The organism is Catenulispora rubra (assembly GCF_015356825.1).
GTDB classification, from domain to species: Bacteria; Actinomycetota; Actinomycetes; order Streptomycetales; family Catenulisporaceae; genus Catenulispora; species Catenulispora rubra.
The window spans coordinates 1-12,255 of the sequence record NZ_JAACYW010000330.1; the positions used below are offsets into that span (position 1 = coordinate 1).

Below are 12,255 nucleotides of genomic sequence, written 5' to 3' on the forward strand. Positions count from 1 at the left end.
CCCCGCCGGCCATCGACGCGGCCCCGACCCCGCCACCCGTTCAGCCCACCCGAACACAACGAGCCCTGACACCCATCAGCACCCCCTGACCAGGAGCTCAACCCCTCCGGACAACAGGGGGAAACTCAGGGGGGTTGACTGATTCCGTGAAACGTGAAACAAGCGACGATCGCACTTCTAGCCCAAATGGGTGCGAAGTGGGTTGATATGGCGATAGATAGTTAGGCTATCTATGTGATCAGATTCCGTCGAGGACTGCGACGCGATGCGGTAGAGGCTGCCGACGCGTCTCCTCCGGACGATCACCAGTTGGCCCCGGCGGTCGCTCGCGCGCTGAACGGGGCCAACGGCCTGTTGTACGGCGGGCCGCTGCCGGGGATGCTCTCGCGTGAGCTGGCTCTGCAGGTGCCTGCGGTGCGCCGGGGTGTGAACCTGATTGCCGGGTCCGTGGGGTCGTTCCCGCTGGCCCGCTGGCGGGGTGAGGACCGGATGGAGCCCGGCCGGTTCCTGGCGTACCCGGAGGACTACCGGCCGTACGCCCGGACCATGGCGGCCACGGTGCGGCACCTGGTGCTGTATCCGTATGCCTGGTGGCAGGTCACCAACCGGACGTTCTCCGGGTTCCCGGACCGCGTCCGGGTCCTGGACCCCGAATACGTCTCCTTCGACCGCGAGTTCGGCACCGATGAGGTGAGCGCCGAATACGCGTTCTACAAGGGCCGGAAGATACCGCGTGCCGACCTGATCTGTTTCGAGGGGCCCGACGACGGGTTGTTGGCCTATGGGCGCCTGGAGATCTTGACCGCGCTCGCGCTGGAGGTCGCGGCCAACCGCTACGCCTCTCCCGAGGTTCCCACCGGCTACCTGAAGCAGGAGGGACAGTACGTCCTTGAGCGCACCGAGATCGACAAGCTGTTGGACGACTGGGAGAAGTCGCGGATGGCGCACGCCACGGCGTATCTGAACGCTGGCGTGTCGTACCACTCGGCGCAGTCCTCGGCGGCGGATCTTCAGCTTGTGGAGGCCCGCGAGGAGTCCGCGAAGCAGCTGGCGCGGCTGTTGGGCATTCCTGCCCGCTACATGTCGGTGCACTCCGGTGACTCGATGACGTACTCGAACGTGGCCGCCGAGCGGTCCGACTTCGTAGACCTGTGCCTGTCGCCGTACATGGAGGCGATCACGGGCCGGTTGTCGATGGAGGACCGCAACGGCTCGCCGCGTGGTCAGAACGTGGCGTTCGACCTGGACAACTTCCTTCGTGGCGATCCGGCCGAGCGGGCGCAGCGTTCGAAGACGCTCGTGGACCTGGACGTCATGGACCGGGCCGAGGCGCGGCGCTTGGAGCGCCTGCCGGGCCCGCCCCCCAAGCGGTCGGCGCCGCCGTCAGCCCCGGCGGCGCCGACTGGCCAGCCCGCAGACGATCCGCCCGCACGTCAGGAGGCTGCGTGATGCCCGAGCTGGTGACGCTCACTCTCACTAGCCCGCTGACCTGGGCCGCGCCGACAGCCGGCGCGGTGTCAGCGGCCGAAAACTCGAGCCCTGATCAGGCCGAGGTTCGCACCGCGGATTCAGCCGGCACTGTGTCCGGCGAGATCGTGGCCTTCAACGTGGACTGTCACCCCATGGGGCCGTACGAGACAGTCCGATTCGCTCCCGGCTGCCTGGCACCACCGCACCAGGTCGGCCGGGTCAAACTGCTCCGCGACCACGACGCGGGCGCTCCGCTCGGCGTGATGACGAGCCTTGATGCCGACCAGGCCGGGGCGCGCGCTGCGTTCCGGCTCGGTCGGCATCGGGCCGCCATCGAGGCGGCCGGGCTGGTCGAGGATCAGATCCTTGATGGGCTGTCCGTCGGGATCATCCCGATCAAGGTCCGAGACGAGAACGGCACCACGGTCATCGTGAGCGCGGCCCTGCGTGAGGTGTCGTTGGTGACCATTCCGGCCATCGATTCGTCCCGCGCCAGCATCGGCGCGGGCGCCCCACCGCAGCGAGAGGAAGTCAAGGCCATGACGGCACCCACGATCCCCACCGATCAGCCCGCCCCGACCCCGGCCGAGGTGCCCGTGGGAGGCCCGGCTCCGGCCGGTGACGACGCCACCCTGCGCGCGCTGGTGGCCTCCGAGGTGGCCGCAGCGGTCGCAGCGTCGGCCGCGCCGCCTGCCGCGCCGCTGCCGGAGGACGCCACCACCCGGGGCGGCCCACTGGCCGCGATCACCGCGACCGAGCGGCCCGGGAAGTACCCGGCGGCGCGCGGCCGGGACGGGCACCTGTACACCGCCGGTGACTACTTCCACGCCTACGCGCTCGGCGCGCGGGAGGGCGACTGGGCGAAGTACGGCGTGATCCGCGCCGCGCTCCAGGACGAAGTCACCGCCGACATCCCGGGCCTGCTGCCGCAGCAGATCGTGGGTGAGCTGCTGGGCCGCGCCTCGCGGCGGCGGCCGGTGTGGGAGTCCTTCAACTCCCGTGCCATGCCGATGATCGGCGCGAAGTTCTCCCGCCCGAAGATCACCCAGCACGTCAAGGTGGACCCGCAGGCCACTGAGAAGTCTGAGGTGGCCTCCCAGAAGTACAAGGTGCTGCTGGAGGACGTCTCCAAGTCCACGCTGGCCGGGGCGCTGGACATCTCGCAGCAGGCTATCGACTGGTCGAGCCCGTCCCTGCTCAATGAGCTGATCCAGGACTTCGTCTCGATCTACATCCTGCGCACTGAGACGCTGGCCGCGACCACGCTGGTTACGGCGGCGATGGGGACCGGCGGCGGGACCAAGGTCGAGTGGGACGGCGAGGCCGGGACGATCGTCGAGGCCCTGGCGCAGGCGGCCGGGAACGTGTATCAGAGCCTGGGCAACGATCAGGACGCGTTCCCCACGGCGGTGTGGCTGTCGGTGGATCGGTGGGTTCAGCTGGCCGGACTGACGGACACCACCGGCCGCCCGCTGTTCCCGGCGCTGGACCCGTCCAACGCCACGGCGCGTGCTGACCTGTCGAACCCTGAGCGCGGGCTGGTGGACGGGCCGTTCCGGTGGATCGTGTCCAAGCGGTTCCCCGCGCAGACGTTCATCATCGGTGACGCGGCCATGGTCGAGTCCTACGAGAACGGCCGCCGGTTCCTCCAGGCGGTCAAGCCGGACGTGCTCGGTCTGGACCTGGCGTACATGGGATACACGGCCATCTACACGCCGTACCCGGCCGCGCTGGTCCCGATCATCGACGCGCCGCCCAGCGGCGGGGGCAGCACGAAGGCCAAGGGGTGACCCGTGGCGCTCACGTCGATCACGGTCGAGGAGGTGTGCGCCATCATCGGGATCGAGGTCCCTGATGAGGGCACGCCGGACGGCACCTGGATACGGCAGGCGGTCAAGGCGATCAACGCCCTGGCCGCCGACGCCTCACCGCGTATTCGGACCCTGCCGGACGGCGAGGACTGGCCCGACGACATCCGGACTGGCCTGATGATGTGGGCGCAACGCCTGTTCGCCCGCCGCAACTCCCCGACCGGCATCGCCGCGTTCTCCGAGATGTCCGGGCCGGTGTTCGTCGCCCGCTGGGACCCCGACGTGGAGCGGCTGCTACGCATCGGCGGATGGACGCCGGGGGCGGTGGGCTAGGTGCACGACATCGTGGAGGCGATCACCGGCCTGGCCGAGAGGATCAGAGCCGATGAGCGCATTGAGCGGCCGGTGATCTACGACCCCCGGAACCTGGTCGCGCCGTGCGTGCTGATCGAGCCGCCCCGCCTGGACAACCGCGACGCGGTGCTGTGCGGCCGGATCAAGGCGACGTTCAAGGTCCTGGTCATCGGCATGCCCGGGACCTGGGTGGAGTTCGGGCCGCTGGCCAAGCTGGTGTCGCAGGTGCTTGACGTCCTGGAGGACGACGACGCCGCCGAGTGGAACACGGCCGCCTTCGTGTCTTGGGTTCCTCCGAACGACTACATGTCCTCGCCGGACCCGGCGATGGCCTATCAGATCACGTGCGAGGTGTACGTATGAGCATCACCGACTCCCGGCTGAAGGAAGGCGTGCTGACCTTCGGACCGGCCGCATCCCCGGACCTCACGGTGTCTTGCCAGGCCACTGAGGTGACCTTGGAACCGGACTTCGACGAGACCTCAGACCCGGTGGAGACCCTGTGCGGGGACGAACTCCCGGCCGTGGTCAAGACCACGTGGAGCCTGAATTTCACCGGCATTCAGGACTGGGAGAACGCTGACGGGTTCGTGAACTACGCGTTCGACCATGACGGCGAGGTCATCGAATTCGTCTGGAAGCCGCGCAAGAACGGCCCTACCTGGTCAGGCTCCTGCCAGGTCAAGGCCGTGCTCATCGGCGGCGAGATCAACCAGCGGATCACATCAGACGCCGAATGGCCGGTGGTCGGCACCCCGACGCGGACACCGACCACTCTGGCCGAAACCGCGGCTGCGCCGGCACCCAAGGCAAAGGGCTGAGTCGATGGGCACGCGCTACGAGGTGGAGGGCCTTGATTCGGTGCTCGCGGCGCTCGACGCCATCGGCGGCGAGGAGATCGAAGAGCGGCTGAAAGAGGCCCGTCTCGCCTCGGCCGACATGGTCGCCGACCGCGCCCGCGCCACCGTGCCCAACCGCACCGGGCGCGGCACCGGGCAGGCCGCGACGAGCATCCGGACTATCACGTCCCGCATGTGCGGGATCGTGCTGGCCGGTGGCACGGCCGCCCCGTATGTGCCCGCTATTCACTGGGGCTGGAACCGCCAGCCCTGGGGCCATGTGAAGCGCCACCGGGGCGGCCCGATCGCCCCGAACCCGTGGATTGCGCAGGCCGCCGTAGACCTCGAACCGGCATGGACTGCCGAGTTCGAAGCCACTGTTCGGGCCCTCTGCGACGAGTACTCAGCGGGCTGAAACAACATGAGGAGAGGACGACGCAATGGCGCGCAGGTGGGTGGCCGACTTCGGAGAGGCCCTACCCGAACAGCTGGACCGGGCCTATCAGCTGGTCGGGATCACCCCGGCCGAGCACGGCGAACACGCTACGTCCGTGGCCGCCGCGCTCGCGGTCGTCGTCGCGCAAGACGCGGACCCTTCGATCCCTGACGACGCCTGGCGCCGGATCAAGTTCCGCCACCTGGACATCACCCGTGCCGCCGACCCGGAGGACGAGACGGACCCCGATCCGCTCGCGTGAGGGAACGGGTGGTCCTGGCGCGCGCGTTCGGGATCTCCCCGCGCGAGGTTCGATACCTGACCATCAACGAGCGGGCCGCTATGTGGGTCCTGCTCGACGAGATCGCGGAGGCGAGTGAGCATGGCCGGTAAGAGCGCCCTGCTGTCCATCAAGATCATCGCCGATGCCCTCGGAGCGAAGAAGGCGGCGAAGGAGACCGGCGACGCCTATAAGGACCTGGATAAGACGTTGGAGTCTTCCGGGTCCACCGGCGCGTCCGCCGCCGACAAGATCAGCTCGGCCACGAGCAAGACCACAGAGAAGCTGTCCGAGACCGGCAAGGCCGGTAAGGACGTCGGCGACAAGATCGCGGACGGCGTCGGCAAGGCGGACGGGAAGTTCACCGGCCTGATTTCCACCATCAAGAAGGTCGGGATCACCGCCGCTATCTCCCTCGGCGCAACGATGGTCGCGACCGTATTGAAGGGCTCGATCGACGGAGCCAAGGAGCTTCAGCAGGCGTATAAGGGCCTGGATGCGACCTTCGGCGAGAATGCCGGCGCCATGCGCGAGTGGGCGGCCCAAGCCGCGGAATCGGTGGGCCTGGCAAAGTCCGAATACGCCACCCTCGCGACCACCATCGGCAACTCCCTGACTCAGGCCGGGTTGCCCATGGACGAGATCGCCCAGAAGTCCAACGACCTGATCACGCTGGGCGCGGACCTGGCCACGGTCTACGGCGGCACCACCAAAGAGGCCGTGGACAAGCTGGCGCTTGCCCTGTCCGGCTCGTCGGTGCGGCTCGGTCAGTTCAACCTGGACCTGTCCAAATCAGCAGTCGAAGCCTGGAAGGCCGCCAACGGCGCCGAGGGCATGTCCGACGCACAGGCCCGGCTGGCGATGCTGCAAGAGCAGACCATCGCGGTTCAGGGCGCGTACGCCGCCTCAACCGGAGAGCTGGGCCAGCAGCAACAGGAGTTCCAAGCCAAGCTCGCCAATCTGCGCGCCGAACTCGGCGAGAAGCTGATGCCGGTCGCCGAGAAGTTCATGAGCCTGATGATCGACTACGGCGTACCGGCCCTGGAAGCCACCGCGACCGCAATCGGGTTCCTCGCTGACGGCTTCAGCATGGCCGCCGACTCGATCGAGCCGATGATCAGCGGGCTGAAGTCCTCCGTGGAGTGGGTGAAGGGCAACGACGCAGCGATGACCGTCCTCAACGGGGTGCTTCGCACCCTGCAAGGGATGCTCGGCAACACCCTCAGCCAGCTCAACCCGCTGCAAGCAGGCTTCGACCGCGTCAGGTCCGCCGTGGACGCCGCCTCATCCGCCGTAGAGAAGTTGGTGGGTTGGCTCGGCAAGGTGGGCGGCGGTGTGCTTGACAAGATCAAGGGCATTTTGCCGTTCTCGCTGCCTTCGGCCTCGGCGCTCGCCTGGCCCGCAGCGGCCGGACCGCCGGTCCCCGGGCCGCGCGCTGCCGGGCTGGCCGACTCCCGGTCTGGCCGGGTGCGCGCGGTCAGCGGGGCGACGAACCTCACGGTTCTGATCGACGGGTCCCAGCTGCAAGGGCGGATCAACTCGACCGTGCGCAGCGCGCTGAGCGCTGACGGCGCGCGGCTGGCCGGGGGCGGGTGGGTGTAGTGCCTGAGCCTGTCCTTGCCCTGTCGGCCGTGGTCGCGGCCCGGACCGCGACGTTCACGGTCGAGCTGTCCGACGCGCCCGGCGTGGTCTCGGTCGAGCTGGACTTCGGCGACGGGACGCCGCCGGTCCCGGTCGCGCTGGACGCGGCCGGACACGGCACCGCCTCCCACCGCTACCCGGCATGGTCGGCCGCCTACACCGCCCGAGCTGCGGCGCGCCTCGGGGGCATGTTCGAGTCCTGGCGCGAGTTGGCCGGCACTGTGTCATCGTGGGCTGACCTACCCGGCCGGTCGCCGACCTGGCGCCAGCTCTCCGGGCTGGTCCGCACCGACTGCCCGGTGACCATCGAGCTGTCCGGGCTCGGCTACATCGAGCTGCTGCCGCAGTGCGCGCCCGCGCCCGGCGTCCGCGTCGAGGTGGTCCTAGGCAGCCTGCCTAAGCCGCTGCGGCAGTGGAACATCTGGCAGCAGGACCGGGGCCGGATCTACGCGGGCACCGACCCGCGCGGCGGCGCGGTGTGGGACTGGGAGGCACCGCTAGGCGTCGAGCTGGAATACGGCCTGACCGTGGACTACACCGATGGGTCGTGGGACCCGCTGGTCCCGTCGCGGACCTCGCTCACCTGCTCCTCAGGGTGCTGGCTGTCCTCGCTGGCCACCACCGAAACCATGCCGGTCACCGTGCAGGCCTGGGACACAGTCGAGTTCGAGGCCCGACAGTCCGTGGTGTCCGTGGCCGGTCGGCCGGACCCGGTGGTGGTGTTCGACTCGCACCTGTGGCCCTCGACCTCAATCACCCTGCGCACCGCCGACCGCGACGGCCGCGACCAGCTCGAACGCATCCTCAAGACAGGGTCCGTACTGCTGCGCACTCAGGACGCGTCCAGCCTGGACACGGTCTATCTCGCGGTCGGCAACTTCGCCCGGGCCCGGATGGTGCCCGGCAACGGCGGATCGTGGCTGTTCGCGACCGAGTTTCAGGCCCAGACCATCGCCGCACCGCCGCAGAACGCGAGACCGGCATGAGGCCCACCCCGGCCGGATGGGCCGAGACCATCGCCGCCAGCCACCGCGTAGTGGCCCGCGTCGAGTCCTGGCGCGGCGGCGCCAAGCTGGCAGACGTCCCGATCATCAGCGGCACCGTCACGTTCGACGACACCGCCGCCCTGCTGCGCCGCCAGGTGGTCATCACCGTGCCCATCCGCGACGCGGCCGGGAACAACTGGGTCCCGGAGTCCGACTACTCCACACACCCGCTGTCCTGCGCCGGACAGCGGCTCAAGGTGTACGCCGGAATCGAGATCGCAGGCGCCGAACACGTCGTGGACCTCGGCTGGTACCTGATCAGCGCATGGCGCACCGACTACGCAGAGGGCTACATCGAAGTGCGCGCGGTGGACCTGTCCCAGCTCATCCGCGACTGGCGCCACCTGTACACCGAGACCCCCTGGGGCGACCTGTACGACACCGGAGGGGCGCCGCCGACCTTCCCGGCGCCGACGCTGCGCCAGGCCTTCGACAAGCTGATGACGCCGTACTTTGGCGCCCCCGTGCTGCTGCCCCACTACATCGCCCCCGGCCTCCCGGCAGACCAGCGCGTCAACCCCATGATGGTCTGGGGCCGGGACCGGTGGGAGAACCTGCGCCGCCTGTCGGACGGCATCACCCCGACGTCCCGCCTGCTCGTCGACGACAACGGCACACTGTGCGTGCTGCACCCCTACGACCCGAACTCTCCGGTGGTCGCGACCATCCGTACCGGGGAAGGCGGAACCCTGACGGTCCGCGATCGGGAGGCCAGCAGGGACCGGATGTACAACGCCATGGTGGTGCACGGTCAATACACCGGCGACGCCGCCCCGCAAGCCCTGTTCTTCTGGCTTCCGGCCCGCCAGGACGAGTACCCCGGCACCCCCGTGGACTTCTACGGGCCCTTCGGTCCCAAGCCGCGGTTCTACTACTCCGAGTACCTGACAGCACCCGAACACATGGCCTCGGCGGCGCGCGCGATGCTCGACCGCTGTCTCAGGTTGACCCGGACCGAGGTTCTGCCGGCGGTGGCTAACCCAGCCCTCGAACTCGGCGACATGGTCCGCGTCGAGGGGGCCGGGGCCGGGTGGACTGGCCGCGTGATCGGTATCCGGCTGCCCCTGACCGCGACTGGCGGCGGCGTGATGGACGTGACCGTATCCGACGCGGACCCCGCGCAGAGAAGGGAGAGAGGCGATGGCGACCGTAGCCCAGCGGATGAACTCTGACTCGGAGGTGTTCTCCGACCAGATCCCCGACGACACCAGGACGCTGCGGGTCGGGTTCTCGCCCACGGACGGGCGCTACTGGATCAATCAGAACACCGTGTGGTGCCTGATCACCGAAGACGGCACTTCGGAGTGGTCTCAGATGCGCATCCCGGCAGAGGCCATGGACAAGCTCGGCCACGACGTCGGCTATGCCGCCGAGATGCAGTGCTCGGCGATCCACGGCAACACCATGACCCGCATCCTGTGGCCTGTGTGAGGAGACCAGCCATGAAGACCACCCCGAACCTCGGCCTGCCCTACCCGGAACCGGACAACGAGCCCGAGGGCGACGCGCAGATGCAGGACCTCGCCGAACGGCTCGACGCCATCGGCGGTGCCGCCTACTACTGGGCCGCGAGCCTGACCCAAGACCTCACGCCCGGCCAGTTCAACAGGGTCCGGATGAACACAGCCAACCCGGTATCCGAGGCGCCGTTCCTCACCTGGGACCGCGACAGCGAATGGACCATCACCGCCTCCGGCCTGTACCGCGTGAGCGCCTGCCAGACCTCCGGCAGCGGCAACGCCCAAGACTGGGAAGGCATCTTCGAAGCGGACGGGACGGAGGTGTACACCGGCATCCAGCACGACACGTGGACCCTGGCCTACACCCGCACGTTCACGATGGACGCCGGGACCAAGCTCGCGTTCGGGTCGTTCCCGGTGGGCGGCGGACTCAGGATCAACCACGCCGAGTTGACCGTGGAACTCCTCCGGCCGCTCGCGGGTCCGCCAGCGGTCAAGCTGCCGGACTACGCGAGCATCCAGGCCCCGGCTATGGCTAGGGGGTGAGGAGTCCCATCACGACCGTGAGACGGTCAGCGGTCCGCGAGGAGTTGACCCGGGCCGCGTAGTCAGCTGCCTTCCCCAGGGCCGCGCGTCCCTGGTCCAGTTCTCCCGCCTTGGCATACGCTTCCGCAAGCCACGACCAATAGAGGGACTGTTCCCGGTACGATTCGGCCGGGTAGCGGGATAGGACGCCGACAAGCAGGGGTTCGGCTTCGGACGGCTTGCCTAGTTCCACCATCACTCGGGCTCGCATGGTCGAGATCTCGTCCCGGTTCAGCCAATACACCCACTCGGGATCGGCATCTCCTGAGGAGCGGTTCTCGTACACGTCATCCACCTGATCCAGAACCCTTATTGCAGTGCCGGCGTCCCGCGCCTTGGCGGCCGACCAAGCCACCCGCTCAAGGAGCAGGGCGCGCGTCGTGGGAGTAGCTCCGTCAGCCCCCTTCATGGCAGACCGGGCCAACAGAAGCGCATCAGCAGGTCGTCCAACATTCGCCATCTGGTAGGACAGGGACGAGAAGAGGTTGGCCGCAAGCGGATGGTCACCGGCCTCGTTGGCCGCCGACACGCCAGACAGGTAGTGCCTCGCTGCTTGGTCGTAGAGCCCCGCGTCCGATGCCACCCATCCTGCGAGTTGTGACAGTTCACCCACGGACGTGAGTAGCCGCCTCCCTACGGGGTCGGTAAAGGAAGCTCCGCGCACAAGTTGTGCCGTGTCGTCTAGTTCCTTCGCGACAACCGGGGCTAGATCTTCGCCGCCCACATGGTCGTCTAGGTGCCGAAGGTCGATCACCCGCGTCTCGACATCTGCCGCTAGCCCTGCCCCTACGCGGCGGCCGGACAGTCGTTCGATGGTTTGAGGTGAATCCGATACCAGCCACTCATGAGCCCTCCTTAGGGGATCAGGAAGGGGCCGCGTGAGGGATTCCTCGGGAACGCCTAGAACGTGCGCGTAGGCTGCGATGACCTCGGGCGAGGCGAGGCGCTTCCCGGTCTCTACGTTGCTCAGGTGGGGCTTAGAGAAGTGCGCGCGCTGCGCCATCGTGTCGAGCGAAAGCCCCGCCGCCACCCGGCCAGCCCGGAGCACTTCTCCAATGCGCATCTCCATAGGCTGAATACCTTTGAAAACCCCGTAGCTGTATCGACGCGACCACTGCCCGCTACATCCTGTCATGTATGAGCACTGATCAGGCAATCGACACGGAGGCGCGGCCGACACCGGCGCGTCTCGTGGCAATGCTGGCCCAAGATCCTGGGGCCCCGCCGGTCGGCTTGACGGTCTTTCCGGAAGCGATCTTGGGCAACCTGCTGTCCGGGGACGCGATCGGGATCGACGGCCGCTGGTGCAACGTCGAGCGGTGCACGTCTGTGAACGAATGGGTCTCGGTCAAGACGGCCGACTACTGCCCGAACGCCGAAGGCTTCAGCGACGTGCCCATCTTCCTTGCTCGCAGGATCGAAGACGTAGAGGAGGGCAGCGCCGATGAGTGAGCCGCTGCCGCCTGAGCGGACGTACGAGGAGTCTCGTTACCGCTTCTGGGCCCTCATGTCGATCTCGTGGGCCTCCGCCATGACGGCCGTTGTCGGCATCCTCGCCGTGGAGATTTTCCGGCTTGGCGCGCCCGTCACGCTTCCGGGTGACGTGAACCCGGAGGGCTCCCGGCCCCCGCTCACGGCCGCTGTTGTACCGGGCTTACCCCCTGGGCCGTGATCACCGGGACACCGCCCCCTCTCCTACTTTGCGCCTGGGGAGGGGGCACCTATCTCGGTGCCGTGGAGCTGAGCGAATGACAGAAAACGTATGAGGAGCATGGATGGCGCTGCAAGTTGACGGGGTGGCGGAGCGGAGTCTCGATGGAATCATCAATGCTTTACGAACGGCACGGCTGAACGCTGGGATTTCTCAGAATGCGTTGGCCGAAGGGTTGCCGGTGAGGGGGCGTGCGGTCTCAGAGTGGGAGACCGGGGCGATCCAGCCACCATTGAAGAATCTGATCCTGTGGTCCGGCGAGCTTGATCGGCGGCTGGTACTTGTGGAACAAGACCAGGAGCTGCGCAGTGTGCGCCAGCGTCCGGGGGAGACGTGGGAGACCTTCGTACGGCGGCAGTTGGCTTGGCCGTTGAAGGGCCGTCGTAAGGCCTGGGGGATATCGCAGGCCGAGTTGGGCGAACGTGTCGGCGTCAGCCGTGACTCCATACAGCGATGGGAGCTTGCCCGCGTGCCTCCTCGGCCGATTGCGCTGATTGTTTGGGCACAGATGTTGGGGTGTCGCCTTGCCCTTTGGCCGGTCACAGTGCCGCGAATACCGGGACCTCGACCAGAACCGGTACCCATCAGCGTCCTGAAGTACTGACGCCCCACCCCCGAAGAC

At 68.0% G+C, this 12,255-nt stretch carries 16 protein-coding genes; 15 read left to right on the forward strand and 1 reads right to left on the reverse strand.

Annotated elements, in window-relative coordinates:
* The first annotated feature begins 309 nt into the window (after nucleotides 1-309).
* The 13 genes from GWK61_RS46960 to GWK61_RS47015 are packed head-to-tail and all read left to right on the forward strand — an operon-like array spanning nucleotide 310 to nucleotide 9,883.
* On the forward strand, nucleotides 310-1,449 hold the full coding sequence (locus GWK61_RS46960; RefSeq protein WP_194919507.1) for a phage portal protein: 1,140 nt from the start codon (nucleotides 310-312) through the stop codon (nucleotides 1,447-1,449).
* Nucleotides 1,449-3,260 carry an HK97 family phage prohead protease gene (locus tag GWK61_RS46965; RefSeq protein WP_194919509.1) on the forward strand — a complete coding sequence of 604 codons (1,812 nt, stop codon included), beginning with the start codon at nucleotides 1,449-1,451 and terminating at the stop codon, nucleotides 3,258-3,260. Before GWK61_RS46960 ends, GWK61_RS46965 begins: the two co-directional genes overlap by 1 nt.
* 3 nt (nucleotides 3,261-3,263) lie before the next feature.
* The gene (locus GWK61_RS46970) at nucleotides 3,264-3,614 is read left to right on the forward strand and encodes a hypothetical protein (RefSeq protein ID WP_194919511.1); all 351 of its coding nucleotides are present in this window, start codon (nucleotides 3,264-3,266) and stop codon (nucleotides 3,612-3,614) included.
* Complete coding sequence (locus GWK61_RS46975) at nucleotides 3,615-3,998, forward strand: hypothetical protein (protein ID WP_194919513.1); 384 nt, start codon at nucleotides 3,615-3,617, stop codon at nucleotides 3,996-3,998.
* On the forward strand, nucleotides 3,995-4,456 hold the full coding sequence (locus GWK61_RS46980) for a hypothetical protein (RefSeq protein WP_194919515.1): 462 nt from the start codon (nucleotides 3,995-3,997) through the stop codon (nucleotides 4,454-4,456). Before GWK61_RS46975 ends, GWK61_RS46980 begins: the two co-directional genes overlap by 4 nt.
* Before the next feature lie 4 nt (nucleotides 4,457-4,460).
* Nucleotides 4,461-4,889 carry a hypothetical protein gene (locus tag GWK61_RS46985; protein ID WP_194919517.1) on the forward strand — a complete coding sequence of 143 codons (429 nt, stop codon included), beginning with the start codon at nucleotides 4,461-4,463 and terminating at the stop codon, nucleotides 4,887-4,889.
* 25 nt (nucleotides 4,890-4,914) lie between these two features.
* A complete protein-coding gene (locus tag GWK61_RS46990) occupies nucleotides 4,915-5,172 on the forward strand; it encodes a hypothetical protein (RefSeq protein WP_194919519.1) in 258 nt (85 codons plus the stop codon).
* Nucleotides 5,169-5,303 carry a hypothetical protein gene (locus GWK61_RS59025; protein ID WP_267254557.1) on the forward strand — a complete coding sequence of 45 codons (135 nt, stop codon included), beginning with the start codon at nucleotides 5,169-5,171 and terminating at the stop codon, nucleotides 5,301-5,303. Before GWK61_RS46990 ends, GWK61_RS59025 begins: the two co-directional genes overlap by 4 nt.
* Nucleotides 5,293-6,792, forward strand: a complete 1,500-nt coding sequence (locus GWK61_RS46995) for a hypothetical protein (RefSeq protein WP_194919521.1) — start codon at nucleotides 5,293-5,295, stop codon at nucleotides 6,790-6,792. The genes GWK61_RS59025 and GWK61_RS46995 overlap by 11 nt, the downstream gene beginning before the upstream one ends.
* On the forward strand, nucleotides 6,792-7,817 hold the full coding sequence (locus tag GWK61_RS47000) for a hypothetical protein (RefSeq protein ID WP_194919522.1): 1,026 nt from the start codon (nucleotides 6,792-6,794) through the stop codon (nucleotides 7,815-7,817). The genes GWK61_RS46995 and GWK61_RS47000 overlap by 1 nt, the downstream gene beginning before the upstream one ends.
* Nucleotides 7,814-9,049, forward strand: coding sequence for a hypothetical protein (locus GWK61_RS47005; protein WP_194919523.1), 1,236 nt, complete (start codon nucleotides 7,814-7,816; stop codon nucleotides 9,047-9,049). Before GWK61_RS47000 ends, GWK61_RS47005 begins: the two co-directional genes overlap by 4 nt.
* Nucleotides 9,018-9,308: a hypothetical protein gene (locus GWK61_RS47010; RefSeq protein WP_194919524.1), complete on the forward strand. Its 291-nt coding sequence runs from the start codon at nucleotides 9,018-9,020 to the stop codon at nucleotides 9,306-9,308. The genes GWK61_RS47005 and GWK61_RS47010 overlap by 32 nt, the downstream gene beginning before the upstream one ends.
* Nucleotides 9,309-9,319: 11 nt before the next feature.
* Entirely contained in the window at nucleotides 9,320-9,883 is a 564-nt protein-coding gene (locus tag GWK61_RS47015; RefSeq protein ID WP_194919525.1) for a hypothetical protein, read from the forward strand.
* Here GWK61_RS47015 and GWK61_RS47020 read toward each other — a convergent pair.
* The gene (locus tag GWK61_RS47020; RefSeq protein WP_194919526.1) at nucleotides 9,873-10,991 is read right to left on the reverse strand and encodes a helix-turn-helix domain-containing protein; all 1,119 of its coding nucleotides are present in this window, start codon (nucleotides 10,989-10,991) and stop codon (nucleotides 9,873-9,875) included. The two genes, GWK61_RS47015 and GWK61_RS47020, sit on opposite strands and share 11 nt — an antisense overlap.
* Nucleotides 10,992-11,059: 68 nt before the next feature.
* Between GWK61_RS47020 and GWK61_RS47025 the strand changes: the two genes are divergently transcribed.
* Both GWK61_RS47025 and GWK61_RS47030 read left to right on the forward strand, forming a co-directional pair.
* On the forward strand, nucleotides 11,060-11,374 hold the full coding sequence (locus tag GWK61_RS47025) for a hypothetical protein (RefSeq protein WP_194919527.1): 315 nt from the start codon (nucleotides 11,060-11,062) through the stop codon (nucleotides 11,372-11,374).
* A 323-nt stretch (nucleotides 11,375-11,697) separates the two neighbouring features.
* Entirely contained in the window at nucleotides 11,698-12,237 is a 540-nt protein-coding gene (locus GWK61_RS47030) for a helix-turn-helix domain-containing protein (RefSeq protein ID WP_194919528.1), read from the forward strand.
* Nucleotides 12,238-12,255: the final 18 nt, after the last annotated feature.

Coding starts and splice junctions, on each gene's coding strand:
- GWK61_RS46985 (WP_194919517.1), top strand. CDS start 4,461: ATGGGCACGCGCTACGAGGTGGAGGGCCTTGATTCGGTGCTCGCGGCG.
- GWK61_RS47015 (WP_194919525.1), top strand. CDS start 9,320: ATGAAGACCACCCCGAACCTCGGCCTGCCCTACCCGGAACCGGACAAC.
- GWK61_RS46980 (WP_194919515.1), top strand. CDS start 3,995: ATGAGCATCACCGACTCCCGGCTGAAGGAAGGCGTGCTGACCTTCGGA.
- GWK61_RS46965 (WP_194919509.1), top strand. CDS start 1,449: ATGCCCGAGCTGGTGACGCTCACTCTCACTAGCCCGCTGACCTGGGCC.
- GWK61_RS47025 (WP_194919527.1), top strand. CDS start 11,060: ATGAGCACTGATCAGGCAATCGACACGGAGGCGCGGCCGACACCGGCG.
- GWK61_RS47020 (WP_194919526.1), bottom strand. CDS start 10,991: ATGGAGATGCGCATTGGAGAAGTGCTCCGGGCTGGCCGGGTGGCGGCG.
- GWK61_RS46995 (WP_194919521.1), top strand. CDS start 5,293: ATGGCCGGTAAGAGCGCCCTGCTGTCCATCAAGATCATCGCCGATGCC.
- GWK61_RS47030 (WP_194919528.1), top strand. CDS start 11,698: ATGGCGCTGCAAGTTGACGGGGTGGCGGAGCGGAGTCTCGATGGAATC.
- GWK61_RS46990 (WP_194919519.1), top strand. CDS start 4,915: ATGGCGCGCAGGTGGGTGGCCGACTTCGGAGAGGCCCTACCCGAACAG.
- GWK61_RS47010 (WP_194919524.1), top strand. CDS start 9,018: ATGGCGACCGTAGCCCAGCGGATGAACTCTGACTCGGAGGTGTTCTCC.
- GWK61_RS47005 (WP_194919523.1), top strand. CDS start 7,814: ATGAGGCCCACCCCGGCCGGATGGGCCGAGACCATCGCCGCCAGCCAC.